26 protein-coding genes are annotated in these 26,785 nt (G+C 61.8%); 24 read left to right on the top strand and 2 right to left on the bottom strand.

What is annotated here, in order from left to right:
• The first annotated feature begins 17 nt into the window (after positions 1 to 17).
• The 12 genes from ACW5DN_RS06550 (at position 18) to ACW5DN_RS06605 (ending at position 12,529) form a co-directional block, all read left to right on the top strand.
• Positions 18 to 908 (top strand): cation diffusion facilitator family transporter, encoded by an 891-nt coding sequence (locus ACW5DN_RS06550; RefSeq protein WP_456961924.1) that lies wholly within the window; start codon positions 18 to 20, stop codon positions 906 to 908.
• A 68-nt stretch (positions 909 to 976) separates the two neighbouring features.
• A complete protein-coding gene (gene frr / locus ACW5DN_RS06555) occupies positions 977 to 1,534 on the top strand; it encodes a ribosome recycling factor (RefSeq protein ID WP_456961925.1) in 558 nt (185 codons plus the stop codon).
• A 20-nt stretch (positions 1,535 to 1,554) separates the two neighbouring features.
• The gene (gene uppS, locus ACW5DN_RS06560; protein WP_456962977.1) at positions 1,555 to 2,313 is read left to right on the top strand and encodes a polyprenyl diphosphate synthase; all 759 of its coding nucleotides are present in this window, start codon (positions 1,555 to 1,557) and stop codon (positions 2,311 to 2,313) included.
• Positions 2,310 to 3,146 carry a phosphatidate cytidylyltransferase gene (locus tag ACW5DN_RS06565; protein ID WP_456961926.1) on the top strand — a complete coding sequence of 279 codons (837 nt, stop codon included), beginning with the start codon at positions 2,310 to 2,312 and terminating at the stop codon, positions 3,144 to 3,146. The genes uppS and ACW5DN_RS06565 overlap by 4 nt, the downstream gene beginning before the upstream one ends.
• Positions 3,147 to 3,163: 17 nt before the next feature.
• Complete coding sequence (locus ACW5DN_RS06570) at positions 3,164 to 4,396, top strand: 1-deoxy-D-xylulose-5-phosphate reductoisomerase (RefSeq protein ID WP_456961927.1); 1,233 nt, start codon at positions 3,164 to 3,166, stop codon at positions 4,394 to 4,396.
• Complete coding sequence (rseP, locus tag ACW5DN_RS06575) at positions 4,389 to 5,771, top strand: RIP metalloprotease RseP (RefSeq protein WP_456961928.1); 1,383 nt, start codon at positions 4,389 to 4,391, stop codon at positions 5,769 to 5,771. Before ACW5DN_RS06570 ends, rseP begins: the two co-directional genes overlap by 8 nt.
• A gap of 77 nt (positions 5,772 to 5,848) precedes the next feature.
• Positions 5,849 to 8,365, top strand: coding sequence for an outer membrane protein assembly factor BamA (bamA, locus tag ACW5DN_RS06580; protein ID WP_456962978.1), 2,517 nt, complete (start codon positions 5,849 to 5,851; stop codon positions 8,363 to 8,365).
• A gap of 17 nt (positions 8,366 to 8,382) precedes the next feature.
• Positions 8,383 to 9,426, top strand: a complete 1,044-nt coding sequence (lpxD, locus tag ACW5DN_RS06585; RefSeq protein ID WP_456961929.1) for a UDP-3-O-(3-hydroxymyristoyl)glucosamine N-acyltransferase — start codon at positions 8,383 to 8,385, stop codon at positions 9,424 to 9,426.
• Positions 9,423 to 9,884 carry a 3-hydroxyacyl-ACP dehydratase FabZ gene (fabZ, locus tag ACW5DN_RS06590; protein ID WP_456961930.1) on the top strand — a complete coding sequence of 154 codons (462 nt, stop codon included), beginning with the start codon at positions 9,423 to 9,425 and terminating at the stop codon, positions 9,882 to 9,884. Before lpxD ends, fabZ begins: the two co-directional genes overlap by 4 nt.
• Complete coding sequence (gene lpxA / locus ACW5DN_RS06595; RefSeq protein ID WP_456961931.1) at positions 9,881 to 10,666, top strand: acyl-ACP--UDP-N-acetylglucosamine O-acyltransferase; 786 nt, start codon at positions 9,881 to 9,883, stop codon at positions 10,664 to 10,666. The genes fabZ and lpxA overlap by 4 nt, the downstream gene beginning before the upstream one ends.
• A complete protein-coding gene (gene lpxB, locus ACW5DN_RS06600; protein ID WP_456961932.1) occupies positions 10,663 to 11,877 on the top strand; it encodes a lipid-A-disaccharide synthase in 1,215 nt (404 codons plus the stop codon). The genes lpxA and lpxB overlap by 4 nt, the downstream gene beginning before the upstream one ends.
• Positions 11,870 to 12,529, top strand: coding sequence for a ribonuclease HII (locus tag ACW5DN_RS06605; protein ID WP_456961933.1), 660 nt, complete (start codon positions 11,870 to 11,872; stop codon positions 12,527 to 12,529). Before lpxB ends, ACW5DN_RS06605 begins: the two co-directional genes overlap by 8 nt.
• 15 nt (positions 12,530 to 12,544) lie before the next feature.
• On the opposite strand, the gene ACW5DN_RS06610 is transcribed toward ACW5DN_RS06605, so the two are convergent.
• Entirely contained in the window at positions 12,545 to 12,985 is a 441-nt protein-coding gene (locus tag ACW5DN_RS06610; protein ID WP_456961934.1) for a hypothetical protein, read from the bottom strand.
• A gap of 64 nt (positions 12,986 to 13,049) precedes the next feature.
• Positions 13,050 to 15,299 (bottom strand): tetratricopeptide repeat protein, encoded by a 2,250-nt coding sequence (locus ACW5DN_RS06615; protein ID WP_456961935.1) that lies wholly within the window; start codon positions 15,297 to 15,299, stop codon positions 13,050 to 13,052.
• Positions 15,300 to 15,435: 136 nt separating this feature from the next.
• On the opposite strand from ACW5DN_RS06615, the gene ACW5DN_RS06620 reads away from it, so the two are divergent.
• The 12 genes from ACW5DN_RS06620 to ACW5DN_RS06675 all read left to right on the top strand — a co-directional run bounded on the left by ACW5DN_RS06620 (position 15,436) and on the right by ACW5DN_RS06675 (position 26,463).
• Positions 15,436 to 16,107, top strand: a complete 672-nt coding sequence (locus ACW5DN_RS06620; RefSeq protein ID WP_456961936.1) for a hypothetical protein — start codon at positions 15,436 to 15,438, stop codon at positions 16,105 to 16,107.
• Between the two features lie 93 nt (positions 16,108 to 16,200).
• The gene (dnaE, locus tag ACW5DN_RS06625) at positions 16,201 to 19,791 is read left to right on the top strand and encodes a DNA polymerase III subunit alpha (RefSeq protein WP_456961937.1); all 3,591 of its coding nucleotides are present in this window, start codon (positions 16,201 to 16,203) and stop codon (positions 19,789 to 19,791) included.
• 116 nt (positions 19,792 to 19,907) lie between these two features.
• On the top strand, positions 19,908 to 20,426 hold the full coding sequence (locus tag ACW5DN_RS06630; RefSeq protein WP_456961938.1) for an SLATT domain-containing protein: 519 nt from the start codon (positions 19,908 to 19,910) through the stop codon (positions 20,424 to 20,426).
• A gap of 126 nt (positions 20,427 to 20,552) precedes the next feature.
• Positions 20,553 to 20,999: a hypothetical protein gene (locus tag ACW5DN_RS06635; protein WP_456961939.1), complete on the top strand. Its 447-nt coding sequence runs from the start codon at positions 20,553 to 20,555 to the stop codon at positions 20,997 to 20,999.
• A 70-nt stretch (positions 21,000 to 21,069) separates the two neighbouring features.
• Positions 21,070 to 22,437: an HNH endonuclease family protein gene (locus tag ACW5DN_RS06640; protein ID WP_456961940.1), complete on the top strand. Its 1,368-nt coding sequence runs from the start codon at positions 21,070 to 21,072 to the stop codon at positions 22,435 to 22,437.
• Between the two features lie 252 nt (positions 22,438 to 22,689).
• Positions 22,690 to 23,160, top strand: coding sequence for a hypothetical protein (locus ACW5DN_RS06645; RefSeq protein WP_456961941.1), 471 nt, complete (start codon positions 22,690 to 22,692; stop codon positions 23,158 to 23,160).
• A gap of 133 nt (positions 23,161 to 23,293) precedes the next feature.
• Positions 23,294 to 23,845, top strand: coding sequence for a hypothetical protein (locus ACW5DN_RS06650; protein ID WP_456961942.1), 552 nt, complete (start codon positions 23,294 to 23,296; stop codon positions 23,843 to 23,845).
• Positions 23,805 to 24,368 carry a hypothetical protein gene (locus ACW5DN_RS06655; protein ID WP_456961943.1) on the top strand — a complete coding sequence of 188 codons (564 nt, stop codon included), beginning with the start codon at positions 23,805 to 23,807 and terminating at the stop codon, positions 24,366 to 24,368. Before ACW5DN_RS06650 ends, ACW5DN_RS06655 begins: the two co-directional genes overlap by 41 nt.
• A 120-nt stretch (positions 24,369 to 24,488) precedes the next feature.
• Positions 24,489 to 24,911 (top strand): hypothetical protein, encoded by a 423-nt coding sequence (locus ACW5DN_RS06660; protein ID WP_456961944.1) that lies wholly within the window; start codon positions 24,489 to 24,491, stop codon positions 24,909 to 24,911.
• A gap of 102 nt (positions 24,912 to 25,013) precedes the next feature.
• Positions 25,014 to 25,346 (top strand): YecR family lipoprotein, encoded by a 333-nt coding sequence (yecR, locus tag ACW5DN_RS06665; RefSeq protein ID WP_456961945.1) that lies wholly within the window; start codon positions 25,014 to 25,016, stop codon positions 25,344 to 25,346.
• Positions 25,347 to 25,435: 89 nt separating this feature from the next.
• Positions 25,436 to 25,978 (top strand): hypothetical protein, encoded by a 543-nt coding sequence (locus tag ACW5DN_RS06670; RefSeq protein WP_456961946.1) that lies wholly within the window; start codon positions 25,436 to 25,438, stop codon positions 25,976 to 25,978.
• A 77-nt stretch (positions 25,979 to 26,055) separates the two neighbouring features.
• Positions 26,056 to 26,463 carry a hypothetical protein gene (locus tag ACW5DN_RS06675; protein WP_456961947.1) on the top strand — a complete coding sequence of 136 codons (408 nt, stop codon included), beginning with the start codon at positions 26,056 to 26,058 and terminating at the stop codon, positions 26,461 to 26,463.
• The last annotated feature ends 322 nt before the right edge of the window (positions 26,464 to 26,785 follow it).

Here is a 26,785-nt window from a genome sequence, read left to right on the forward strand (position 1 = left end):
CGTGACAGGATCGGTGCATGCACTCGCATTCCCATTCGACCCGGACGTTCGCGGTCATCACCTTGGTCAACCTGGCCTACACGGCGCTGGAGGCCGGGTACGGCTTTGCCACCAATTCGCTGGCGCTGCTGTCGGACGCGCTGCACAACCTGGGCGACGTGCTAGGGCTCGGGTTGGCCTGGGGCGCCGCGGTGCTCGCCAAGCGCGCGCCAACCGACACCCACACCTATGGCTGGCGCCGGGCCACCCTGCTCTCGCCACTGGCAAACGCAGTGTTGCTGGTGGCGTTCTCCGGCGCCCTTGGCTGGGAGGCCATCCGCCGCTTTGATGCCCCGCCGGCAGTTCCTGCACTGCCGGTAATGCTGGTGGCGGCGCTGGGCATCGTCGTCAACCTGGGCGCGGCCTGGCTGGTGCGCGATGGCCACGAGCACGATCTCAACCGTCGCGGGGCGTTCCTGCACCTGGTGGCCGACGCGGCGGTCTCACTGGCCGCGGTGCTGGCGGGTGCTGGCATGTGGTGGTTGGGCTGGTCGTGGCTGGACCCAGCCACTGCGCTGCTGGTCGGCGTGGTGGTGGCGCTGGGCGCATTCGGGTTGCTGCGCGAAAGCTTCAACGCGGCGATGGACGCGGTACCGCGTGCAGTGAACCGCGCCGAGGTGCTCGAATTCCTGCGCGGGCAACCCGGGGTGAGTGCGATCCACCACTTGCACATCTGGTCGCTGGGAGCCGGCGAGATCGCGATGACGGCGCACCTGGTACGTCCGGCCAGCGATGACCACGACCAATTCATCGATGCGCTCAACCACCAGCTGGACCAACGTTTCGGCATCAACCACCCGACCTTGCAGATCGAACATGGACAGTCGTGCGAGCACGACCTGCACGATCGCGCACCGCACGGGCACTGACTCCGGCGGCCGGGATGGGGCGGGGTTCGCTATACTTCCGCGATTACCGCACAGCACCGGAGCCGGCGATGCTCAACGAGATCAAGAAAGACGCCCAGACCCGCATGAACAAGAGCATCGATGCGCTGCGCCAGTCCATGACCAAGGTCCGGACCGGCCGCGCATCGACCTCGCTGGTCGACCATTTGAAAGTCAACTACTACGGTTCGGAGATGCCGCTGAGCCAAGTCGCAAGCATCGCCGTCAACGACGCCCGCTCACTCACCATCACCCCGTGGGAAAAGCCCATGGTCGCGGCGGTGGAAAAGGCGATCATCAACTCCGATCTTGGCCTGACACCCAATACCGCCGGCACCGTGATCCGCATCAACCTGCCAGCGCTGACCGAGGAGCGCCGCCGTGACCTGTCCAAGATGGTCCACGGTGAAGGTGAGGATTCGAAGGTCGCGATCCGCAACATCCGCCGCGACGCCAACCAGCAGGTCAAGGAACTGCTGAAGGAAAAGGAAGCCAGCGAAGACGACGTACGGCGGGTCGAAGACGAAATCCAGAAGTTGACCGACACCGCGATCAAGGACGTCGACGACGTGGTCAAGGCCAAGGCACAGGAGTTGATGGCGGTTTGACGAGCGCGTCCGTCACTGCCATGCCTTCGCCGCCAATTACGGGTGCACGCATTCCCAGCCACCTTGCCGTCATCATGGACGGTAACGGCCGCTGGGCGGAGCATCGTGGCCGACCACGCGTTATCGGCCATCGCGCTGGCGCGCGCGCGGTCAACGCCTGTATCGACTTCTGCATCGGCAAGGGCGTCCAGGCGCTGACCCTGTTCGCGTTTTCCAGCGAAAACTGGGGGCGACCGGAGGCCGAGGTCGGTGCCTTGATGAAGCTGTTCATGAACGCACTGGAGCGGGAAGTCGACGAACTCGATCGCCGCGGCGTGCGGGTGCGCTTCATCGGCGAGCGTGGGCGGTTCAGCCCCGGCATCGGACAACGAATGGACGCCGCCGAGGCCCAGACCCTGGCCAATACCGGTTTGCAGCTGACCATCGCGGCCAGCTATGGCGGACGCTGGGATATCACCCAGGCGGCGCGCTCGCTGGCGTTTGAGGTCGCCGCCGGCCAGTTGGATCCGCAAGCGATAGACGAGACGATGCTGTCATCGCGTATGTCGCTGGCGGACCTGCCGCCGCCGGATCTGTTCATCCGCACCGGGGGTGAGCAACGGATCAGCAACTTCCTGCTCTGGCAGCTGGCCTATACCGAATTGTGGTTCACCGACTTGTTGTGGCCGGAGCTGGATGCGGCAACACTACAACGCGCACTCGACCATTACGCATCCTGCGAACGCCGCTTCGGCCTCACTGGCGCGCAGGTCGCAAACTCCGACGAGATGCCAAAATGACCCGTATCCGCCTGATCGCCGCATTGGTAATGGCATTCGTCGCGATCTCCGCAATCCTGCTGCTGCCGACGGAATGGTTGATGGCACTGGCTGCGGTCGTCTTCCTGCTGGGCCTGTGGGAATGGTTCGACCTGGCTGATATCGAGGACACCCTCGCCCGCACCGTCCTGCTATTGGCTCACCTGGCCTTGATGGTCGCCCTGGTGTGGGCATCGCGCTCGACCCGGGGTTTCAGTTTTGCGTTGCTGGAGCTGATGACCCTGATCGGTGTGGTCTGGTGGTTCCTGGCGCTGATGTGGCTGGGCCGTCATCGATTCGCCAGCGACCATGCCACCCATGCGCGGGTATTCAAGCTGTTTGCCGGCGCGCTGGCGATGATTCCCGCCTGGTGTGCGCTGGCCTGGATCCATGCCAGCACGCCCAATGGCCACTTCTGGCTGCTGACCGCGCTGATGGTGGTGTGGGCGGCCGACAGCGGGGCCTATTTCGCCGGACGCCGGTTTGGCAAGCACAAGCTCGCGCCGCTGATCAGCCCCAACAAGACCATTGAAGGACTGGTCGGCGGCGTGGTCGCCGGGGTCACTGCCGGCGTGGTGATGTCGTTGCTGGCTGGCGCCACCACCGAGCAGTTGCCGGCGATTGCGCTGGTGGCACTGGTTGCCACGTTGTTCTCGGTGGTCGGTGACCTGTTCGAAAGCCTGCTCAAACGCCACGCCGGGGTGAAGGATTCGGGCAACGTCATCCCCGGCCACGGCGGCATCCTGGATCGCCTCGATGGCGTGTTGGCGGCCCTGCCCGCGTTTGCGCTGGGCAAGGCCGTGCTGGGCTTCTGATGCCGGTCGCACCTGCCATGCGTGAGGTCGCCGTCCTGGGCGCCACCGGCTCGATCGGGGCATCGGCGCTGGACGTGATCGGTCGCCATCCCGGGCACCTGCGCGCGACCGTGCTGGCGGCGGGACGCAACGTGGAAGCGTTGCTGGAGCTATGCCGGCGGCATCGACCTCGCCATGCCGCGATCGCCGATGAGGCCTGTTTCCCGGCGTTGCGCGACGGTTTGCGCGAAGCCGGTCTCGACACCCTGGCACACGCCGGCGCAGAGGCGATCGAGGCATTGGCATCCAGCGATGCCTGCGACACCGTGGTCGCGGCCATCGTCGGCACCGCCGGCCTGCCGTCGACCCTGGCCGCGGCACGTGCGGGCAAACGCCTGCTGCTGGCCAACAAGGAGTCTCTGGTGTTGGCCGGCGAGTTGTTGATGGCGGCCGCCCGCGAAGGCGGCGCCACCATCGTGCCGATCGACAGCGAGCACAACGCGATATTCCAGTGCTTGCCGGTTGACGGTCGACAGTCCGGCGCTGCCGACCCGGCAGGCACGCCGGCCAGCTTCGGCCTGGCCCGGATCATCCTGACGGCGTCCGGTGGCCCGTTTCGGGGTCGTTCACGCGAGTCGCTGGCCGATGTCACCGTCGAGCAGGCGATCCGCCACCCCAAATGGTCGATGGGGCCAAAAATTTCCGTCGACTCGGCCACCTTGATGAACAAGGGACTGGAGGTGATCGAGGCGCATCACCTGTTTGGCGTGCCCGGCAACAGGATCGAGGTGCTGGTGCACCCGCAAAGCCTGGTGCACTCGATGGTGGAGTTCATTGACGGCTCCACCCTGGCCCAGCTCGGCCTGCCCGACATGCGCACCGCGCTGGCCGTTGGATTCGGCTGGCCACGGCGCATCACCTCGGGTGTCTCCGGCCTGGACTTGCTGGCCCAGGGCGGGCGACTGGATTTCGAGGCACCCGACCTGGCCGCGTTCCCGTGCTTGCGGCTGGCATTCGACGCATTGGCGGCCGGAGGCACCGCTCCGGCGATGCTGAATGCCGCCAACGAGGTCGTGGTTTCAGCGTTTCTTCAGCGACGCATAGGCTTCCTGTCCATTGCCGCGCTGGTCGAAGACACCCTCGCGGCGATCCCTGCCACGGCAGCGGATTCATTGGAATGCCTGCACGACGCCGATGCCCGGGCCCGCCGCCATGCGAGTCAGGCCGTGGCTGCCAACGGCGACATGACCCGGGAATCGACACATGACTGAACTACTCGGTTCGATCTGGTGGCTCATCGTCAGTCTCGGCGTGTTGGTCACGTTCCATGAGTTCGGCCACTACTGGGTGGCGCGCCGTTGCGGAGTGAAGGTGCTGCGCTTCTCGGTCGGCTTCGGCAAGCCGCTGTGGATGCGTCGCGGCGCCGATGGCACCGAGTACGCCATCGCCGCGATCCCGCTGGGCGGCTACGTCAGCATGCTTGATGAGTCCCGACTCGACGAACAGGACGCCGCGGATCTGCCGCCTGAGCAACTCGCGCAGGCATTCAACCGCCAGTCGGTATGGAAGCGGATCGCGATCGTGATCGCCGGACCGCTGGCCAACCTGGTCCTGTGCGTGGCGTTGTTGTGGGCGATGTTCGTGATCGGTCGTCCCGATTACCAGCCGGTGGTCGGTCACGTTGACGGCATCGCCGCGGCGGCCGGGCTGCAACGCGGTGACACCATCACCCGGATTGGCGATCGCCAGACGCCGACCTGGAGTGACGTCCAGTTGGCACTGATTCCGGCGGCCCTGGATCACGCCGACATCCAGCTGCAGGTATCCACCGACACCGGCGACGAGGCAACCCGCACCCTGGCATTGTCCGAGCTGCCGGCGCAATTCGACGAGCGCCGCGCGATCGAGGCGATGGGCCTGACCCCGCAGCATCTGCTGGTACCCCCGTTGGTCGGTCGCGTCGCTCCCGACACCCCCGCCTGGGGCGTGCTCGCCGAAGGCGACCTGATCCGTGCCATCGATAGCGTCCCCGTCCATGCCTGGGCCGACCTTGGCCCGCTGATCCAGGGCTTGGGCGAGCGCGGTGGTGAGGCGATGGTCGAAGTCGAGCGCGATGGCGATCGACTCGCGCTGGAATTGCAGCCAAGCCTGACCCAGCCTGCCGACGGCGGCGATTCCTACTGGGCGCTGGGCATTGCCGCGGCGCGGCCGCCGATGCCCCCGATGGACGCGGAACTGCATTACGGCCCGGTGGCGGCGATCCCTGCGGCGCTGCGCGAAACCGCCCACCAGACCAGCGAATTGCTTACCATGATCGGCCGCGCATTCACCGGCCGGGTCGAGATAGAAAACACCATTGCAGGCCCGATTACCATCGCCCGGGCGGCCAATGCCTATGCCGACCAAGGCCCCGCGTGGTTCCTGTCGCTGCTGGCCATGCTCTCGCTGAGCCTGGGCATCCTGAACCTGTTGCCAATCCCGATCTTGGACGGCGGTCACCTGCTGTATTACCTTATCGAGTTGGTCAAGGGCAGCCCGGTCAGCGAACGGACGATGGCGCTTGGCCAATATATCGGTCTTGCATTGATTGTCGGCTTGATGGGCCTGGCTTTCTACAACGACATCGTGAACAACCTGGTGCACTGATGTCGACCAACTTTTCCAACCCGCCTGCCCTGCTGCCGGTCCTGACCGCGCAACCGCACCCCCAACCGGACGTGATGATGACGCGACCCATTCCCCGCCGCCTGCTTGCCATTGCACTTGCCTCGGCGTTGTCCACGGTACCGACGTTCAATGCCACGGCACAGACGACTACCGAACCATCAACCACGACGGCACCGCCTGCCGCGGCGGATCCCGGCAGCGCGTTCACGGTCAGTGATATCCGCGTCGACGGCCTGCAGCGCATTTCCGCAGGTACCGTATTCACCTACCTGCCGATCGAGCGTGGCGACACCGTCGACCCGGGCAAGGCCGGAGAGGCCATCCGCGCGCTGTACACAACCGGCTTCTTTGAAGACGTCCGGATTGGCCATCAGGGCAACATCCTGGTGGTCACGGTCACCGAACGGCCTGCGATCAACAAGCTGACCCTCACCGGCAACAAGGACATCAAGACCGACGACTTGATGAAAGGCCTGAACGACATCGGGCTGACGGAAGGCAACACCTTCGATCGCCTGAGCCTGGACCGCGTCACCCAGGAGTTGACGCGGCAATACAACAACCGCGGCAAATACAACGTCAAGATCAGCCCCAGCGTGTCCAACCTGCCCCGCAACCGGGTCGACGTGACCATTGCCGTGGACGAAGGCAAGGCGGCCAAGATCCGGCACATCAACCTGGTCGGCAACGAGCTGTTCGACGAAGAGCAGATTACCGAGCGTTGGGAGTCCGGCGAACACAATTGGCTGAGCTGGTACCGCCGCGATGACCAGTACTCGCGCGAAAAGCTCTCGGGCGACCTGGAAAAGCTGAATAATTTCTACCTCGACCGCGGCTATGTCGATTTCAGTCTCGACTCGACCCAGGTGTCGATCAGCCGCGACCTGCAGGACATGTTCATCACCGCCGGCGTCACCGAGGGTGAGCAGTACAAGATCTCCGAGGTCGAGATCAGCGGCGATACCGTGCTGCCGAAGGAAGAAATCGAGAAGTTGGTATTGGTCAAGCCCGACCAGATCTTCTCGCGCAGCCTGCTCGAGATCACTTCCGACTCGATCACCGCAACCCTGGGCAACGTCGGTTATGCATTCGCCCAGGTAAATCCGATCCCGTCGGTGAACGCCGAGGACAAGACCGTCGCCATTGCTTTCCAGGTGGTGCCGGGCCCGCGCGTGAACGTGCGCCGGGTGGTGTTCAAGGGTAACTCGCGCACCGCCGACGAAGTCTTGCGCCGGCAAATGCGCCAGTTCGAGGGGACGTGGTACTCACAGGCAGCCATCGACCGCTCCAAGATCCGCATCCAGGGCCTGGGCTACTTCGACAAGGTCGACGTCGAGACCACGCCCGTACCCGGCAGCCATGACCAGGTTGACGTCGTCTACACCGTCAACGAAGTAGCCGCCGGCAGCTTCATGTTCGGCCTTGGTTACTCCCAGCTGACCGGATTGAGCACCCAGGTCCAGGTCTCGCAGAACAACTTCCTCGGCAGCGGCAACCGCATCGCGGTACAAGCGCAGCGCAACGACTACCTGCAGCGTTATGACTTCTCCTTCCTGAACCCGTATTTCACCGACAACGGGGTCTCGCTGGGCTACAACCTGCGCTGGAGCGAGTTCAACAACTCCAACTTCAACACCGCACGCTATTCCTCCACCAGCGGCATGGGCCAGATGGTGCTGGGCGTGCCAATCACCGAGACCGACAGTTTCACCGCGATGCTCGGCATCGACAGCAACCAGATTTTTGCCTACCGCGGGGTCACGCCCGACTCCATCGTGGATTACATCGATGCGGTGGGCCAACGCACGTTCCACGCCTGGCGCGGCGAGATCGGCTGGGCCCGCAATACGCTCAACAGCGCATTGACCCCGACCCGCGGCTCAACGCAACGCGTGTGGCTGGAAGCCGCGCTACCGGGATCAACCGTCGAGTACTTCAAGCTCAACTACAGCTTCTCGAAGTTCTGGCCAATCTCACGCCACCTGGTGCTCAATACCCGGATGGAACTGGGTTACGGCGACAGCTACGGCGATTCCTTCGTCCGCGACGTCTGCTACACCGCCCCGACCACGGTCGATCATGACAACGACCCGGCGACGCCACCGGTCTACACCCCGGGCGCGGATCCTTCCGACCCCTGCGGACCGGGCTCTCCGGATTACGTCAAGACCATCACCGCCGACGGCCTGCCGTTCTTCGAGAACTTCTACGCCGGTGGTACGCGCTCGGTTCGCGGCTTCACCGACAACACCCTGGGCCCGCGCGAATCGGCAAGCAACACCTCTTACCTGCAGCCCATCGGCGGCTCGCTGAAGACCGTCGGCTCGGTGGAAATGATCTTCCCCACGCTGATCGACAGTTCCGCGGCACGGGCGTCGGCGTTCGTTGATTTCGGCAACGTGTATACCGATGTCGACGCCTTTGACGCAGGCGAACTGCGCGCTTCCACCGGCCTTGCCCTGATGTGGCGCTCGCCGATGGGGCCGATCACGATCAGCTACGCCTTCCCGATCAAGAAGGAAGACAGCGATGACCTGGAGCGCTTGCAGTTCACCTTTGGCGGCTCGTTCTAAGGTCGCTGATAGAGGACATGCAACCCACCCACCATTCCGCCGCCGAGCTGGCAGATCGTTTCCTGCTCCGACTTCAGGGCAATGGCGACACCCGGGTTGACGGCGTCGGCACCCTTGCCAACGCCGGGCCGACCCAGTTGGCGTTTCTCGCCAACCCGAAGTACCGCGCCCAGCTGGCTGCCAGCCGGGCCGGCGTGGTGGTGATGCGCGAATCGGACGCCGCAGGATATGACGGCACCGCCTTGCTGGCCGATGACCCCTACAGCGCCTTCGCCAAGCTGGCCGCCTTGTTCGAGCGGCCGGCTTCACATCCGCCGGGTATCCATCCCCTGGCTGAAGTCGATCCCAGCGCCACGATAGATCCCGGTGCGCACATCGGTGCGTTTGCCAGTATCGGAGCGCGCAGCCGCATCGAGACGGGCGTCGTGATCGGGCCGGGCTGCGTAATTGGTGACGATTGCGTGGTCGGTGACGACAGCCAGTTGACTGCCCGGGTCACCCTGGTCACGCGGGTGCGGCTGGGCAAACGCGTACGGATTCATCCCGGCGCAGTGTTGGGTGCCGACGGCTTCGGCCTGGCCATGGACCGGTCGCCTGATGGCGAGCAACACTGGATCAAGGTGCCGCAATTGGGTGGGGTGCTGGTGGGCGATGATTGCGAGATCGGCGCCAACACCACCATCGACCGCGGCGCCATCGAGGACACCGTGCTGGAAGACGACGTGCGGCTGGATAACCAGATACAGGTCGGCCACAACGTCCGCATCGGGGCACACACCGCGATCGCCGGCTGCGCCGCAATTGCCGGCAGCAGCACGATCGGCCGCTACTGCCAGATCGGTGGTGGCGCCGGCATCGTCGGGCATCTGGAGATCTGCGACCGCGTCGTGATCACCGCAATGAGCCTGGTCACCCGTTCGATCCGCGAACCCGGAGAGTACTCGTCGGGGACCGGACTAATGGACAATCGCAGCTGGCGCAGGAACGCGGCGCGGTTCAGGCAACTGGACAAGATGGCCCGTCAGTTGCGCGGCCAACAGAACAAGGATCAGAAAGAATGAGCGACACCCTGAAACTGCCGATCGATGTCACCACGATCCAGGAGCTGCTTCCTCACCGCTACCCGTTTCTGCTGGTCGACCGGGTGGTCGAGTTCGAAGCCAACAAGCGCGTGCTCGCCTATAAGAACGTGACCTGCAACGAGCCATTCTTCAACGGCCATTTCCCCGGACAACCGGTGATGCCCGGGGTACTGGTACTGGAGGCACTGGCCCAGGCCGGCGGCTTGTTGACCCAACTGTCGATGGGCCGAACCGCCGAGAACAAGCTGTTCTACCTGGTCAAGATCGACGCGGCCAGGTTTTCCAGGATGGTCGTGCCCGGCGACCGGCTTGATCTGGAGGTCATCCTCAAGCGCACAATCCGCAACATGGCTTTGTACCAGGGCATTGCGCGGGTCGATGGTGAGCAGGCGGCCAGTGCCGACATCCTGTGCGCCGAGGTCGTGCCGAAGTCATGAATACTGCTCCCATCCATCCCAGCGCAGTAATCGAGCCGGGAGCCCGGCTTGGCGCCGGCGTGCGGGTGGGTGCGTTCAGCTATATCGGCGCCGACGTCGAAATCGGCGACAACACCCACATCGGTCCGCATTGCAGCGTGCATGGTCCGGCCCGGATCGGCCGCGACAATCGAATCCTCGGCCACGCCGCGATTGGCGGCGACCCGCAGGACAAGAAATATCGCGGCGAGCGGGTCGAGTTGGTGATTGGCGACCGCAACACGGTGCGCGAGTTCGTCACCATCAACCGCGGTACCCACGGCGGCGGCGGTGTGACCCGGGTTGGCGACGACAACCTGCTGCTGGCGTATACCCACATCGCCCACGATTGTCTGGTGGGCAACCATTGCGTGTTCTCCAACAACGCGACCCTGGCCGGGCACGTCGTCGTGGGCGACCACGTCATCCTCAGCGGGTTCGCCGGGGTGCACCAGTTCTGCAGGATCGGCTCGCATGCGTTCATCGGCATGGGCGCCTTCGTCAATGGCGACGTGCCACCGTTTGTGATGGTCGCCCAGGAGGGCTATAGCCGCCCGCGCGGCATCAACAGCGAAGGGCTGAAACGACTCGGCTTTGATCCCGAGCGCATCAGTGCGATCAAGCGCGCGTATCGCGCCCTGTACGTGTCAGGCGCATCGCTGGAAGAGGCTCACGCAAAACTGGTGGACATCGCCGGCGACAGCGAAGACGTGCGCGTGCTGCTGGAATTCATCGACAGCGGTGAACGGCCCCTGCTGCGATGAGCGGCGCGCCCGCGGTGGATATCTTCAACGACCCGGCCCCAACCCGTGCCAAGCGCGTCGCGCTGGTCGCCGGGGAGGCCTCCGGCGATCTGCTCGGCGCTGGGCTGATCAGTCAACTGCAACAGCGATGGCCGGGTGCGGAGTTCGTCGGCATCGGCGGGCCGGCCATGCGTGAGACCGGGATGGAAACCTGGTTCGACGCTTCCGAGCTATCGGTGATGGGATTGGCCGAGGTGCTTCGCGACCTGCCGCGGCTGCTGCGATTGCGCCGCGAATTCCGCCGCCGCGTATTGGACTGGAAGCCCGATGTATTCATCGGCATCGACGCACCGGACTTCAACCTGGGTGTCGAAAAATGGCTGAAGCAACACGGTGTGCGCACGGTGCATTACGTCAGTCCCTCGGTCTGGGCCTGGCGCGAAAAGCGCGCCGCGAAGATCGGTAGCAGCGCCGACCGGGTGCTGTGCCTGTTCCCGATGGAGCCGGAAATCTACGCGCGTCACGACGTCGACGCACGCTTTGTCGGCCATCCGCTCGCCGATGAAATGCCGCTGCAGCCCGACCGCGCCCTGGCGCGTCGGGTGCTCAACCTGGACCAGAACCGGCCGCTGCTGGCGTTACTGCCAGGCTCGCGGGTTGGCGAGATCGAGCGGCTGGGCGCGGACTTTCTTGGCGCCGCGGCGCAGGTGCTCGCCGCCGAGCCGAAGTTGCAGATCGTGGTGCCGATGGCCAATCCACAGGCGCACGAAGCTTTCCAACGCGTGCTTGCTGCCCATCCGGACCGCGAGGCGCTGGCACCTGCCTTGCGCGAGATCACTGGTCGTGCCCGCACCCTGATGGTCGCCAGCGACGTGATCCTGCTGGCGTCGGGTACGGCGACGTTGGAAGCCATGCTGGCGAAGCGGCCCATGGTGGTCGGCTACAAGGTCGCCCCGCTGACCTATCGCCTGGTCAAGGGTCTGGGCATGCTCAAGGTCGACCATTACGCGCTGCCCAACGTCCTGGCTGGCACCGAGGTCGTACCGGAGTTGATGCAACACGACTGCACCCCGGAAAAACTTGCCGCCGCGACCTTGCGCTGGCTACACGACCCCGCGGCCGCCGAAGCATTGCAGCCACGCTTTCTCGCCTTGCACCAGACGCTGAAGCGCGAGGCCTCTGCACAGGCCGCCGACGCCATCGTCGACCTGGTGTCCGAGGCAAATGGCTGACATCGTCATCCAGACCACGCTCGACCTGGCGGTTGCGCCCCGCGCCCAACGCATTGCCGGCATCGACGAAGCCGGGCGCGGCCCGCTCGCCGGACCGGTGGTGATCGCCGCGGTGGTGCTGGGACCTGGCCGCACCCCGGTCAATGGACTCAACGATTCCAAGCAGCTCAACGCCAAACGCCGTGAGGCCCTCTACGACCGCATCGTCGAGCGCGCACTGGCCTGGCACGTGGTCGCAGTGGAGGTAGAGGAAATCGACCGCATCAACATCTTCCAGGCCACCATGGTCGGCATGCGCCGCGCACTGGAGGGCGTGCTGCACGTGGCCGAACTGGCGCGCATCGACGGCAACGCATTGCCGCGTGGCCTGCCCTGCCCGGCCGAGGCATGGATCGGTGGCGACGCCCGTGACCGCGCGATCATGGCCGCCTCGATCCTGGCCAAGGTCACCCGCGATCGCCTGATGGCCGACCTGCACCAGCAATACCCGCACTACGGTTTCGACGCCCACAAGGGGTATCCGACCCCGGCTCACCTGGCGGCGCTGGTCACGCACGGGCCCTGCCCGCAACATCGGCGCAGCTTCGCCCCGGTGCGCGCCGCGAGCGCCCAGTCGCACGCATCTGACATGCAGCACCCTGCCTGGGCGTGATTGCTGCCCGACCCACTAACGGATGATGATGGCCGGATCGATGCCGCCAAGGCGGGTCTGGATGTCGTACTCATAAGTGCCGCTGGCGTTGCCTGCGGTGATCATCACTTTCTGCCGGCCGTCCTGCTCCGACGAACCCACGCTCAGGGGCATCCCACGGGCGCTGGGGCTGGCATCGGAGAACTGCAACTGGAACGCCACGCTGCTGCCTGCAGGCGCGCGCCAGGTGATCTCGGTGCCCCGGTCCACGGTGCAGACCGCATCCGGCGTGCTCACCGCGTTGCCGTCGTACTCCACGTCAATGTGCACGGCAGTTGCACCGGCTGAGTCCTGGCAGGCCACCCCATCGGGATCGGCGGGCGTTGTGGGCGAGCCTTCGCCATCCGTGGTCGGACCGGTGCTGCTGCAGCCTGCCGCGACCAGCGCGATGGTGATTGCCATCAATTTCGGTTGCATGACGCACTCCTTGGTGGGTGCCTGCACCGTGCAGGCCGTTTAGGGATCGTCTGAGTCATTGCCGTCATTGCCGCGGTTGGCCCGCAAGCAATTCGTGCAGCACCGGGGACGCCTTGAGCCGTTGCTCGGCGATGCCCTCCCGACGCGCCTGCACCAGACGCTTGCGCGCACCGGCCGTGTCACCCAGCAACACCAGCGACTGGGCATCGATGAACGCCACTTCGCCGCGCTCGGTCGCCAGCGCCTCCGCCTTGCCTATATGGTCCAGCGCCGCCGCCGCATCGCCCAGACGCGCGTAATAGAAGCCCAGTAGCGCCTGGGCCTGCGCATCATCGTCCTTGACGGTCAGATAGTCCTGGGCAAGCTGCACGGCATGCCGATACGGCGCCTGCGCCTGCCCGGTGGTAGCAGGCTGGGCGGCCAGTGCATCACCGATGTTGCCCCAGATGCGGAAGTCGGTCGGATCCAGATCCGCGGCCTGTCGATACAGCCGGGCGGCATCCGCGTAGGCACCCTGTGCATACCTGAGGGTTCCCAGGTTGCTCAACGCCGCATAGCTGGGCTTGATCGCCAGCGACTGCTGGAACGCATCGGCGGCGCGCACGTTGTCGCCGTCGGTCAGGTACAGGCCGCCGAGGCTGCTCCACAGGCTGGGGTCGTCGAGCCGCAAGGTGGTCGCGGTGCGAAACGACTCGATCGCCCCGGCAAGATCATCATTGAGGTACTGGTGGTAGCCACGCTCGCGGTAGACCTGCGCGTCACCGGGCCGCAACTTGCGCGCCAGCTCGAAATACTCCAGCGCAAGGTCATTGTTGCCCTGCACGCTCTGCACCCGCGCCAGTCCGATGTAGGCCGCAGGGCGCAAGCCGAAGTCTTCCAGCGCCTCGGTGTAGAACTCATTGGCCTGCACATAATCGCCCCGGGCCCGGTGCAACTCACCGAGCGCCAGGCTGACTTCGCGCAGTGCCGGATCCATCGTCGCCGCGCGCATGCAGGCATCCTGCGCCTGGTCGAACGCCGGGGTATCGTGCGCAGCCTCGAAGCGTATGATCCGGGCCCGGCAAATCCCGGCCTGGGCACGAGCGAAGTTCGGGTCTGCAGCCAAAGCCTCCCCGAACAATCCGATGGCCTGGTCAAGGTAGCCATCATTTGCCGAGCCCAACAGCAGCTGCTGTCCTTTCAGGTAGGCCTCGTAGGCGCTCAGGTCATGGGTCGGCGCCAGCTTGTCCAGGGCGTGGGGATCGACCTGCAGCACGCCGGGCAACGCGTGCACGACCTGGTTGGCGATTTCCCTCTGGACGGCAAACACATCATTGGCCTTGCGATCGAAGCTCCTACTCCACAACGTGAAACCGGTGGCGGTATCGGACAGGCGCGCATTCACGCGCAGCCGGTCGCCGTCACGCCGCACACTGGCATCCAGTACGGTCGCCACCCCGAGACGGCGGCCCAATGCCTCGATGTCGGGGGGATTCTGGCTCGCTCCGGGGCGTACGGCGGCCACCTGCAGGCCCGGCATGCCCGCCAGCGCGTTGTGCATCTCCACCGCCAGGCCTTGGGCGAAATAGCGGTCATCCGGGTTATCGCTGAGGCTGGTGAAGGGAAGCACCGCAACCGAAGCATCCGCCGGTTCTCGCGACAGCATCCCGCGGTTGAACCAGGCCAACGCGGCCATCGCGATCAACAGCAGGACAGCGGCGGCGAACCAGACCGATTTGACGCCACCGCGGACGCGGGCCGGCGGCGCCTCATCCATGCCGACATGGCCATGCGAGGAGGACGAGTCTGGCGGGTCTCGCGGCACTGGCAGGGGCCCGATCGTCGTTTCACCTGACGCCGGTGGATCCGCCAGCTTCGCCAAGGTCGCGGCGGCCCCGACCGGTGCCGGCTCGGGGGATGGTTGCCCAGCCTGAACGGATTGCGGGCCGGGCGCCGCCTGAGGGTCGGCCGGGCCCGTGGATTCCACAGCCTCCAACTCGCCGATGAACCGGTAACCAAGCGCGTGCTGGGTCTGGATGAATCGCGGTTGGTGCGGATGATCATCCAGGGCGGCCCGCAGCTGCGCGATCGCGCGGGTAAGGACACCGGGGGTGACGTGGCGGTGGCCCCACACCGCATCGAGCAACGTCTCGTGCTCGACCAGCTCATCGGCGTGCCGCAGCAACACCAGCAGCACCGCGAACGCCTTGGGTTCGATCGCCTGTGGCAATCCGTCCCGGGTCAGCGTATGCGCGACCGCGTCCACGACGACCCCGCCGAAGTGGAAGCGGACGCCGGGCAGTCCTCGCTCTCCCGTGATTCCTGACGGATTCATCGGTGAAACCTCATGAAGACCTCGCCAACCTGTGTCAAAGGTGGTGAAAGACTCCCCCGGACATCATGACCTATTCGGGCGTCGAGCGGAATCTGGACCTGCGCCGACTCCCCAGCGCCCGACCCGGAGAATTGTCATGAACACCATGCCTACCAGCAACATGCTCGCCACCGCAGGTTCGTACCCCGCCGCCCTGGACCGGTTAGCCGCCACCACGGCAGCATCCCCCCACCAGATGCGGCGCCGCACCATCAGCGGCTTTTCCATCGACCAGGGCGAAGTCGACCGCTTCAACGGCCTGCTCTCGCGCCTGGGCCGGACCGAGGCTCCGTTTGAGCGCGACCAACTGGCCACCGCCGGCCGCGAGTTGTGCGACGGCAGCGTCAATCCGCTCCCCGGCATCGCGCAGCGGATGCGTCGCGCCGCCGCCGCGGCCCTGATGGTCACCGACCCGGCATGGGAAACGGCCAACGATGCCGCGTTACTGGCGACGTTGGTGGTCGAATACATCCGTGCGAAGAACGACCTGTTGCCGGACCGTTTGCCGCGGGTCGGTCGGCTCGACGACGTGATCGTGGTCGATACCGCCTGGCCGGTACTGGGTGACGAAGTCGACAACTACCTCCACTACCGTCGGCTGCGCCGGATCGAGGCGCGCCTGCGTGGCTGCAACTACGGCGACTTCGAGTTCAGCCGGGAGCAATGGCAACAGGCACTGCAGGCCGAGATCGCGTTTGCCGCGGCCCATCGCGACGCCCTCGACCATTTCCACGTCCCGACCCATGCCGTGCGGTTCCAAGTTCATTGACGCCATGGCGGGCGGGCAGGGTCTGTCAAGCCTTGTCCGCCCCGGCGGGACTGATACTCTGGTCACTGTTCCAGCCGGTCAACCAACGGCACGATGCCAGCGCGCTTCATACACCTCCACCTGCATAGCGAATTCTCACTCGTCGACTCCACGATCCGGATCGACGAGCTGGTAAAGCGCTGCGCCACCTTGGGCCAACCGGCGGTTGCGGTCACCGACGTCAACAACCTGTTTGCCGCGGTCAAGTTCTACCGCAAGGCCGAGGCCGCCGGGGTCAAACCGATCCTCGGCGCCGACATCGACCTGGCCGACGGTAACGAAAACCCCTCCCGCTTGACCCTGCTGTGCCGCGACCGCACCGGCTACCTCACCCTGTCGCGGCTGCTCAGCCGGATGTGGATGGAAGGCCACCGCGTCGACGGCGTTGCGATGCGCCCGGAATGGTTGCGCGAGGACAACACCGGTCTGTTCGCACTGGCCGGCCGGAAAAGCCTCGCCGGGCGGCTCGCGACCGGTAGCCGCCCGGAACTGGCCGAAGCGTGGGTCGCAGACTTGCAAGGCACGTTCGGCGACCGCCTGCACCTGGAGTTGACCCGCGCCGGGCATGGCGACGAAGACGCCTTCAACCGCTTTGCCCTGCACACCTCCGGCAAACGCGGCTTGCCGGTCATTGCCAGCAACGATGCGCGCTTCCTCGATGCGGACGGCTTCGACGCTCACGAGGCGCGGGTGTGCATCTCCACCGGCCGCGTGCTTGACGACCCCAAGCGCCCCCACGACTACACCGCCGAGCAGTACCTGAAGTCATCCGAGCAGATGGCCGAACTGTTTGCCGACGTGCCCGATGCGATCGACAACACCGTGGCGCTGGCGACCCGTTGCAACGTCGAGATGACCTTCGGCCAGTACGCCTTGCCGGCGTTCCCGGTGCCCAGCGACCACACCATCGAGAGCTGGCTGCGCAACGCCGCGCGCGAGGGTCTGGAAACACGACTGGAAACCGCCCCGCTGGCCGAAGGCAAGAGCCGCGAGGTGTACGACGCACGCCTGGAAACCGAACTCGACGTCATCCTCGAGATGGGCTTCCCGGGCTACTTCCTGATCGTTGCGGACTTCATCAACTGGGGCAAGGAGCAAGGCATCCCGGTCGGGCCCGGTCGCGGTTCCGGTGCCGGCTCGCTGGTCGCGTGGTCACTGGGCATCACCGACCTGGACCCGTTGCCGTACGACCTGCTGTTCGAGCGCTTCCTCAACCCCGAACGCGTGTCGATGCCCGACTTCGACATCGACTTCTGCATGGACCGGCGCGACGAGGTGATCGACTACGTCTCGCGCAAGTACGGCCGCGACCGGGTCAGCCAGATCATCACCTACGGCACCATGGCCGCCAAAGCGGTGGTGCGCGATTGCGGCCGCGTGCTCGGCCACCCGTATGGCTTTGTCGACGGCATCGCAAAACTTATTCCGCTGACGCTGGGGGTGTCGCTCGACGACGCCCTGGGCGAGTCGGAGGCGGCGCGCAAGAACCCGGCGTTGGTCTCGACCGAGCTGATCGAGCGCTACGCCAGCCAGGACGATGTCCGCGACCTGCTCGACCTCGCCCGCAGCCTGGAAAACCTGACCCGCAACGCCGGCAAGCACGCCGGCGGCGTGGTGATCGCCCCGAGCCCGCTGAGCGACTTCTGCCCGCTGTTCGCCGAGCACGACGGCGAAGGCCACGGCAAGAGCCCGGTCACCCAGTTCGACAAGGACGACGTCGAGGCCGTCGGTCTGGTCAAGTTCGACTTCCTCGGCCTGCGCACGCTGACGATCATCGACTGGGCGGTGAAGGCGATCAACGTCCGCCGCGCCAAGACGGGCGAAGAACCGCTCGACATAACCACCCTCCCCCTCGACGACAAACCCACCTACGACCTCTTCGCCCGCGGCGAAGGCGTCGCTGTGTTCCAGTTCGAATCACGCGGCATGCGCGAGCTGCTCAAGCGCGCCAAGCCCGATTGCTTCGAGGACATCATCGCCCTGGCGGCGCTGTTCCGCCCCGGCCCGCTGGGCTCGGGCATGGACAAGGACTGGGTCGACCGCAAGCACGGCGTGGCCGAGGTCAGCTACCCGCACCCCTCGCTGGAGCCGGTGCTGGCGCCGACCTACGGCGTCATCGTCTACCAGGAACAGGTGATGCAGATCGCCCAGGTCCTGGCCGGCTACTCGCTGGGTGGCGCCGACCTGCTGCGCCGCGCAATGGGCAAGAAGAACGCCGCGGAGATGGCCAAGGAGCGGGCCAAGTTCGAAACCGGCTGCGAGGCGCGCGGGATCCCCGGCAAGATCGCCAGCCCGATCTTCGACCTGATGGAGAAGTTCGCCGAGTACGGCTTCAACAAGTCGCACTCCGCGGCGTATGCACTGGTCGCCTACCAGACCGCCTGGCTCAAGGTGCACTACCCGGCCGAGTTCATGGCCGCAGTGCTGTCCAGCGACATGGACAACACCGACAAGGTCACCGGCTTCCTCGACGAGTGTCGGGTGATGGGCCTGACCGTGCAGCCGCCGGATGTGGGCGCCTCCGCCTACATGTTCGAGGCGATTGACGCCCCGGCGACCGGGCCGGATGCCATGGCCGACGACACCGCCGTGAAAGCCGACGGCAACCGCCCTGTCGCCGCCCACACCATCCGCTACGGCCTGGGCGCGGTGAAAGGTGTCGGCCACGGCGCCTGCGATGCGATTGTCGAGGCCCGCCGCGCCGGCCCGTTTACCGACCTGCTGGACTTCTGCAAGCGCGTGGACAGCGGCAAACTCAACCGCCGCGCACTCGAAGCACTCACCCACGCCGGCGCCCTGGACAAACTCGGCCGCAACCGCGCCAGCCTGATGCTGCAGCTGCCCGAAGTGGTGCGCGCGACCGAGCAGCTCGCCCGCGAACGGGATGCCGGCCAGGTCAGCCTCTTCGGCGGCGGCGAAAGCGCCCCCGCGCTGCGGCTGGAGCTCAAGGAAACCGACGAATTCCCGCTCGGCCAACTGCTGGCCCGCGAACGCGAGACCCTCGGCCACTACCTCAGTGGCCACCCGTTCGACCCCTATCGCGAAGAGCTGAACGACCTGGTCGGCTTTGATCTCGGCGACCTCGAGAAGATCTGGGAGAACCGCCCCCAGTCCGCCCGCAGCGGCTGGCGCCCCGAACTGGAGACCGCCGTCGCCGGCCAGGTGGTCGCCATCCGCAAGAAAGGCGACAGCCAGATGTTCGTGCAGATCGAGGACGGCCGCGGCCGCCTCGAAGTCGCCTTCTTCTCCGAGACCTACAGCGAGTACGCCACCCTGCTGACCCGCGACCGCCTGCTGGTGATCCAGGGCGGCCTGCGCGAGGACGCCTTCAGCGGCGGCTTCGCGCTGAAGGCCGTCCGCTGCTGGGATTACAGCCAGATCTGCGCGCAGCATGCGAAGCGGTTGTCGCTAAGGCTGGACTTGCGGGTGCCGGGAGTCTGGAACCGGGTGGACGAGTTGCTGGCGAAGCACCGGCCGGGTTCGACGCCGCTGCGGGTCGATTTGATAAGGTCGGGCGCAGCGGGGATGCTGGACCTCAATGGGAGCCACTCGGTACGGGTGGATGCAGAGCTAGTGGGGGCGTTGAAGGCGGTGCCGGGGGTCAAGGCGGTGAAGTTGGCATTGGGAAGGCCTTGGGGCGGATAACGCGACATATTTGGAGTGTTATCAGTTAGCACCTCACCGACGCAGCAGTTCCGCTCGTAGATCAGATCGCACCCCACTTTCGGGGTGTACTAAGAGTTAGACCTTTGAGGACAATTATGACGCCTCCGACATCAGGCTACGAACCTCCAGATGACCCAGATGCGCTCGTGCTGGCTTGGATCCGTCGTGCTAGAGAATCTCAATTCACTCACTACGAGCAGGCAACACGCTTTCGACGAGCAGGTGCGTTTTTCGGTGTTCCGGTAATAGTGATTAGCGCACTGGTTGGAACCACTGTCTTCTCCACTATCTCGCAGAGCACGACTTCAACTGACATCAAAATTGCTGTCGGGCTGTTGTCCGTCCTCGCAGCGGTTCTCTCCAGCCTCCAAACTTTCATGAAACTTCCAGAGAAAGCCGAGCTGCATCGCTCGTTTGGAGCCAGATACGGCGACGTTAGACGACGCCTTGAACTCTTGTATGCAGGCCGTTCCCAACTGCCAATCACACCAGAAGTTCTCGACTACGCAAACAAAGAGCTTTCAGAGCTTGCCGGGGAAGCACCAGACATTCCTGCAAAGGCATTCAAAATTTCCCAAGAACGTATTCGCCAACTTCAAGCAGCAAAGATCTAACAATTCGTTCAAACCGAACCCACTTCGCTACACCAACAACATGGCAGGAAAGCTTGCCATGTTATTGGCTTCGCTGCGCGGGTCGGCTTAACTCAGGCGTTAGGCGCTCAGCAGCGGAGACTCACAATGACCAATGAAGCCCTCCAGCGGCGAAAGTACATCCTTGAACAACTAGGCCATGACGCCCATGCGTCCCGATCGTCCTGGTCCCATGATTTGGGTGATGCGATCGTTTTTGATGCGTGGGACGATCAATGGGAAAGAGACGAGCACGGAAAAGTCCAGCGCTATCCATTGAGGACGATCAACTCTGGATACAGCCTCAAAGATTCACAAGAAAATCCGAGGCGCGGCCACACACGGTGGCAACATCATGTAGATCTCGTGCTTACAGGCAAGCGGCGGCCCCGCGCGATTCTCCCGGTTGCATTTACTCCAGACGATCATGGTAAAAAAGGTGCAAAAGGGTGGCGCGCCATGGTAGTGGATGGGGAAGTCCAGACAGATCGGGAGGGGCAAACCTGGCTCATCGCAAGCCAAGTCACGCGCCTCCGGAGTGCCGGCCGCGCCTAACAATTTTGTAAAGAAACATTGAAGGGGAAACATGCCATTTAACCCAAAACCCGAGTACACGGTCGTCCCCATGGAAATGAGCATCAAGGACTTCTATGAGTATGCTGATGACTACGTGACGCGCCCCCCCTATCAACGCAAGGTGGTTTGGTCGCGGAAGAAAAAGCAGGCGTTGATGGACAGCCTCTTCCGCAGATATTACATACCGAAGTTGGTAATACGGGAGGTCAGGCTGTCTGAAACTCAAACCGTCAATGAAATCATAGACGGGCAGCAGAGGATAACGACAGTTCAGGAGTTCTTTGCAAATAAGTATCCGCTGCCTGCGTCTCTGGAGGACATCGACCAGAATCTTCCTGGGGCATACTACGAAGACTTGCCAAGCTCAATACGAAAATTCATCGACAAGTCCCTAAAATACCAAGCGGACACGATCAAGGACATCGATAGCCCGCACGATGTAAACCACCAGATTATAGCTACCGAAATATTCTGGCGCTTACAACAAGGCGAATCACTTAACTACATGGAAGTTGCCCACGCGCAGCTTTCCAGCCGTACTCGTAACTTCATCGTCAAGTACGCTGATGATCAAGCCTTTGATTATGAAAATTATGAACCAATAGACGATAACGAGAGCAAGGTGCCGTTCTTTTCGCTATTGAACGTAGACAACAACCGAATGAAGCATCTTCAGTTCATGGCGCGGTTTCTGATGATTGAGCAAGGTGACGGATATTCTGATTTGAGCGATCGAAAAATCGAAGACTTTATAAATGAATATAAAGTCCCAAATGGAATTGGAGATGAGTCATACGAGAATGAACCGGAGGCTGTTGCTGTATTAAAGACGCTGCGTGTGTTCTACAGTATTTTCAAATCTGACCCAATGATCGATGCGTCAAACGGCATAAAGGAGCTTCGTGTAGAGTATTTTATAATATCCATGTATTTGCTAGTGCGGCATGTGAGTCAGTACTACATCATAGACGATGAGACTGCTAACTCCATACGTAATTTCGTCTATTACTTTCACCAGCGCTGGAGTACGTTTGAAGACTCAGAGGATACGGATCTGTTAGCCTTTAGTAATAGTAGGCAGCAAGGCGCAAAAGACCTTCAAACAAGAGACATAATTCTCCGACAAGTGTTCTTCGATTACCTGAAAAATAATGAGCTAGAGCTCTTAGAGAAAGATGGAAAGCGCGCTTTCTCCGAACTTGAGCGAATCATTATCTACAGAAGAGGAAAAGGCTTTTGCCAAGAATGTCTGAGGCAGAACAAGCCTGAGCTAGAAGCCAGAGTGAGTTGGTCAGCCTACCAGGCCGATCATGTAATTCCGCACGCCAAAGGTGGCAAAACCTGTTTAGAGAACGGGGAGCTACTGTGTAGTTACCACAACCAATCGAAAGGCGCGACTATGGGCGCGAACACATAACAATTGATGAAACGGAATCAGGCTCACTTACCGTGAGAAGAAAGTGCATCTGACCCCGTTTTTGGAAGGCAGTGCCGGGGGGTCAAGGCGGTGAAGTTGGCGCTGGGGCGGCCTTGGAACTGATAACGCGGCATGTTGGGAGTGTTATCAGTTAGCGCCTCAAAGATGCAGCCGTTCTGTCTATTAGTTTAGATAACACCCCACTTTGGGGATCTACTAGGTGTTAGCGCTCACATCAAAGGAACTCGCAACTTGAGCCCACTAGACTCATTCATCGCATGGTACGACTCACTGCCGCTATCCCATCGCCAAGATATCGCTGGCTTCTCTTTCGGTGTGCTGCCCGGTTATGAGCGCGACTCGATGCTTCAAACCGAAGGAATCGAAACTCGATTCAAAGATCAGCTGAGTGCCTCGTCCGAAGACAAGCTTCATGCCCTGGGGCATCTCCTTTCGTTGCGAGCTTTGATTGAGTTCTTTTTTATTCGCACTCGTGGAACAAAAGCAGCATGGGATGAGACACACGGCTTCCTTAGCAGCGCAAAATCATTCTTCGAGCAGCAAGGACACGCCGAGGCCAGCCAAAGAGCGGAGACTGGCCTCAACGAGTTGGAGTTCCGGTCTGAGCAGTGGCTTCGCACCACAGAGAAATGGAAAGTTCTGCGTCAGGCAGAACTCTCAGATGAAGCACTTGATAGTTGGTGGCAGCGGGGTGAGCGCTAACAATTCATTCAAGCCGAACCCGCTTCGTCGCTTCGTTCAAATGTGTTGTTGTTCCATTGCAGCAATTCACCGACCAGCGCGTTGCGGGTCGGCTTAATTCAGGCGTTAGATTGCAATTGGGGAGCACCGCAACGTGGACGAAAAGGCTGCAGAAGCGCTCAATACGAACTTATCGGCAAGCCGTATTCTCTCCATTGGAGCGCGTAGGCTCAGCACATCCCTCGACTCGTTCTCTGGCTGGCTTCTTGCCGGTTTCGGAGCAACTTACGGCCTGCTCCTCGCCAACATCGACTCCCTTGCAGCTCATGTGAGTACGTCAAACATAAAATCCGGGGCTGCTTGCTTCATCGTTGCTGCAGCGCTTGCCGCGCTTCAGAAGCTCATAGCTGCCTATGTAGCAGCCGGTACTGCAGCAGGCGAGGATGGTCGAGCTGCGGGCAATGAATTAGCAGACAATCGCATCCCGCTAAACGTCGAGAGCATGTACCAACAAGTCAATCAAGGTCTGCTTTGGCCATGGCGGCAGTTGAATACCCACATGACTAACATAGCTAGAGCAGGAGACGTCGCCGTAGTTGGAAGATTTCATGCCAAGGCAAGCCAGATTCAGTGCTATTTGGTCGTATTTCAGGTAATTGCTAGCCTTGTTTCTGCCGGCTTTTTGGTCAGCGGCATTGCAATCTAACAATTCGTTCAAGCCGAACCTGCTTCGTTACAGCACCGTCGTGGCAGAAAAAGCTTGCCACGCCGTTGCCTTCACTGCGCAGGTCGGCTTAACTCAGGCGTTAGGGCCCATGTCGAAAGAATCGCTCGTTTCTCTACTTCTATCATTGCCGATCGGCATAGTCAGCGGGCTCTATTCCAGCCTCATCGTGACCAAATACGCGAGGTTCTCTGAGCTTCGTCGGGAAGCACTACGTATCATTCGTTCAATAAATTACATCGGCGACGACACGAAGTTGCAGGTGACAGAGCCGAGCAACCTAAGCGCCTTGTCGCTGATCGCAAGTGATCTTTACGGGCTAGGTCACCGGGCTGCTGGCGATACAATCAGCTCGCTGTACGACATCATTCTCGGCGCCAGCATGGCGGCCTCCTCTGGATTTATTACGCCAGCTGCTTATATGACCCAGCATGGCGACTGGCAGCGCCGAGCAAGAGAGATCGGCCCAAACAAGCGCATCTACCTTCCTTGGGGGTGGCCGTGATGGGCCCTAACAACTCATTCAACCCGCTTTGTCGCTTCTTTAAAATGTGTCGCTGGTGTTGTAATGTCAGCTCACGGCCAGCGCGTTGCGGGTCGGATTAATTCAGGCGTTAGGCGTCTAATGAAGAATTTTCTCCGCCGAGCTTCTTATGAAGCACTGCTGTCCGTGGTGGCGGGCGTCCTGCTAGCTAATGCCTTCATCCTTGTTACGAGTCTGGAGCATTGGGAACAATTAATTCTTGGCGCAGGACCGTGGGTGTTCTTGGGCTGCCTCGTGCTCTCAGTATTTACCCTGGCCATGATCTATTTCAAGAAAGCAGGACGGCATCGTCGGGAACGCGCTGTTCTTCTTCTCCTTGTCCTTCTTCTCTCCGTTATGACTGGCGCTCTTTCCGGTGTATTCCACGGCGACTTTAATGCCATAGCTAAATCGAATCAGTCTGTCGCGGTAACAATGATTTTTGGATACGGAACATTGGTGGTCTCGTTCGGGGTTGCTGCTATAGCAGCAAATCTTTTTGCTGACCTATTTAAGAAGATCTGAACGGGCAGCCGCCTAACAACTCATTCAAGCTGACACCGCTTCGCGGCGCGTCTTAATTCTGGTGTTAGATGGACTTTGCAATTTCAAAGGGGATACGATTCTATGAAGCAATCAGTAGCATTTTTTATCTCTGGCATCACGCTGCTTTGTCTTGGCGGTTGTGCAACTGCCTCAAAGGAATGGCTTGTTACGGGTGCCAGTCGGTCTGATGGCGTCGTGACGCTATCTTATGAGAACAACAAATCAGAAGTTCCCGTGGTTGACAGGCATCTCGCCAATGACATCGCCACTCAAAAATGCACCGCCTGGGACTACAAATCTGCAGAGGCATTCGGCACCCAACAGCAAATATGTCTAGTGCGTCGTGGATTCGGCAACTGTGTCAAGTGGCGAATCACTGTTCCATATCAATGCACCGGTTCACCTAGCCACTAGGCGCCCATATAACAATTCGATCAAGCCGAACACCACAAGTGGTATCGGCTTGATTCAGGCGTTAGATGGCACTTAACCAAGGAGGAATCATGGGGATTTTTTCAGGCTGGCTTCGGGGGAAAACTGTAAAGCAGTTCGTTATTGAGGCTGAGCGAACAGTCAGTATCTACAGGAGCTTCGGCCCGCGAGAGCTTTCCGAGAACCGAGTGGCCGTAGCGCTTTCTCTCAACTTTCTGGCCTCCCAAGACCATACAAACGGTCGCAACATGATGCTTACGGCATTTGATGCGATGAACAATCCTAGATTTCTGACAAAGCAGGAGTCCGGGGAGTTCTCTCTTTACAACGTACACATCATGAACCTGCAGAAGGCCGCATTCAGCCGACCAGAGGCAGAGATGAAGCTCATTGCAAGTGGAATGCCGCTTTGGATTACCTCCATCAGAGCAATCTCTTTCGTTGAAATACTACCGCATGCTCGAGAAATATGGTCGTGTTTGGACAAGGTAAAGGACAGTGAGGTCTACTTCGAAACGGCACACTATTTTGGAACTCGGGTCAGCAACCATCTTGGCGATCTCGTCACAAAGCTAGATGGTCTAGAGACTCCCGGCCTTTTCGTCGCCACCTGACGTACGGCCTAACAATTTATTCAATCCGACGCCGCTTCGCGGCGCGATTTAATTCAGGCGTTATCCGCACAAAATCCATGACTGAATTCACCGTCCTTTTCATCTTCATTCTTGTGGCCCTTATCGTCATGGGCAAGCTTCGCTCCAAGAATGAGCTAAAATTAGAGCTTGCCAAAGTTTCGGAGCTGGCATCCCTGATAAACATGCAATCTGTTCAATGCAGCATCTCCGGAAGCAAAGGGGCATCTGACCTCTACGCTGTGTTCGCGCAACAGCTCAGAAATTCTGTTTCAACAGCTTCGGCGGGTCGGCACGTCTATCCAGCAACGACGCATCATCAAGTCCACGTCATCACTGTACTTCTCGAAACCCCTACCCTGCTGTTGAAGTTCCTCGATGGACAAAGCCAGACTGAAATTGGCTTGGCCGTCCACTCACTCAGAAAAATTTTATCCAAGTTACTGGACATCTCGAGAGTCGGCTAACAATTCATCAAGCCGAAGCCGCTTCGTGGCGTCGGCTTAATTCCGGCGTTAGAGTTCAGGTGAACCACTTCGTCTGCTCCAATATCGCGTCCGACTTTTTTGACGTCGCGCTCGAATACTAGGCACTCGTAACTGAGTGTCAACGCTTCGCCAACGAGCCCATTCCCACTCGCTCTCGACCGCCAACGACTCGCCGCCAATCATTCAACACTCGCGAGTGATTTCCCAAGCCTCCCGCCCGACGCCCAGACACCCGCGAGCGAGCCTGGGGTTGCTCGGCCACGAATCCCAAACACTCGGTCACGAGCCCCAACACATTCGC

This window comes from Lysobacter sp. A289, from assembly GCF_054072675.1.

Coding starts and splice junctions, on each gene's coding strand:
- ACW5DN_RS06660 (WP_456961944.1), top strand. CDS start 24,489: ATGAAGAATTTTCTCCGCCGAGCTTCTTATGAAGCACTGCTGTCCGTG.
- ACW5DN_RS06630 (WP_456961938.1), top strand. CDS start 19,908: ATGACGCCTCCGACATCAGGCTACGAACCTCCAGATGACCCAGATGCG.
- ACW5DN_RS06675 (WP_456961947.1), top strand. CDS start 26,056: ATGACTGAATTCACCGTCCTTTTCATCTTCATTCTTGTGGCCCTTATC.
- ACW5DN_RS06550 (WP_456961924.1), top strand. CDS start 18: ATGCACTCGCATTCCCATTCGACCCGGACGTTCGCGGTCATCACCTTG.
- frr (WP_456961925.1), top strand. CDS start 977: ATGCTCAACGAGATCAAGAAAGACGCCCAGACCCGCATGAACAAGAGC.
- ACW5DN_RS06615 (WP_456961935.1), bottom strand. CDS start 15,299: ATGAATCCGTCAGGAATCACGGGAGAGCGAGGACTGCCCGGCGTCCGC.
- ACW5DN_RS06640 (WP_456961940.1), top strand. CDS start 21,070: ATGGAAATGAGCATCAAGGACTTCTATGAGTATGCTGATGACTACGTG.
- lpxD (WP_456961929.1), top strand. CDS start 8,383: ATGCAACCCACCCACCATTCCGCCGCCGAGCTGGCAGATCGTTTCCTG.
- ACW5DN_RS06565 (WP_456961926.1), top strand. CDS start 2,310: ATGACCCGTATCCGCCTGATCGCCGCATTGGTAATGGCATTCGTCGCG.
- ACW5DN_RS06570 (WP_456961927.1), top strand. CDS start 3,164: ATGCGTGAGGTCGCCGTCCTGGGCGCCACCGGCTCGATCGGGGCATCG.
- fabZ (WP_456961930.1), top strand. CDS start 9,423: ATGAGCGACACCCTGAAACTGCCGATCGATGTCACCACGATCCAGGAG.
- rseP (WP_456961928.1), top strand. CDS start 4,389: ATGACTGAACTACTCGGTTCGATCTGGTGGCTCATCGTCAGTCTCGGC.
- bamA (WP_456962978.1), top strand. CDS start 5,849: ATGACGCGACCCATTCCCCGCCGCCTGCTTGCCATTGCACTTGCCTCG.
- lpxA (WP_456961931.1), top strand. CDS start 9,881: ATGAATACTGCTCCCATCCATCCCAGCGCAGTAATCGAGCCGGGAGCC.
- ACW5DN_RS06635 (WP_456961939.1), top strand. CDS start 20,553: ATGACCAATGAAGCCCTCCAGCGGCGAAAGTACATCCTTGAACAACTA.
- yecR (WP_456961945.1), top strand. CDS start 25,014: ATGAAGCAATCAGTAGCATTTTTTATCTCTGGCATCACGCTGCTTTGT.
- ACW5DN_RS06620 (WP_456961936.1), top strand. CDS start 15,436: ATGAACACCATGCCTACCAGCAACATGCTCGCCACCGCAGGTTCGTAC.
- lpxB (WP_456961932.1), top strand. CDS start 10,663: ATGAGCGGCGCGCCCGCGGTGGATATCTTCAACGACCCGGCCCCAACC.
- uppS (WP_456962977.1), top strand. CDS start 1,555: ATGCCTTCGCCGCCAATTACGGGTGCACGCATTCCCAGCCACCTTGCC.
- dnaE (WP_456961937.1), top strand. CDS start 16,201: ATGCCAGCGCGCTTCATACACCTCCACCTGCATAGCGAATTCTCACTC.
- ACW5DN_RS06610 (WP_456961934.1), bottom strand. CDS start 12,985: ATGCAACCGAAATTGATGGCAATCACCATCGCGCTGGTCGCGGCAGGC.
- ACW5DN_RS06605 (WP_456961933.1), top strand. CDS start 11,870: ATGGCTGACATCGTCATCCAGACCACGCTCGACCTGGCGGTTGCGCCC.
- ACW5DN_RS06670 (WP_456961946.1), top strand. CDS start 25,436: ATGGGGATTTTTTCAGGCTGGCTTCGGGGGAAAACTGTAAAGCAGTTC.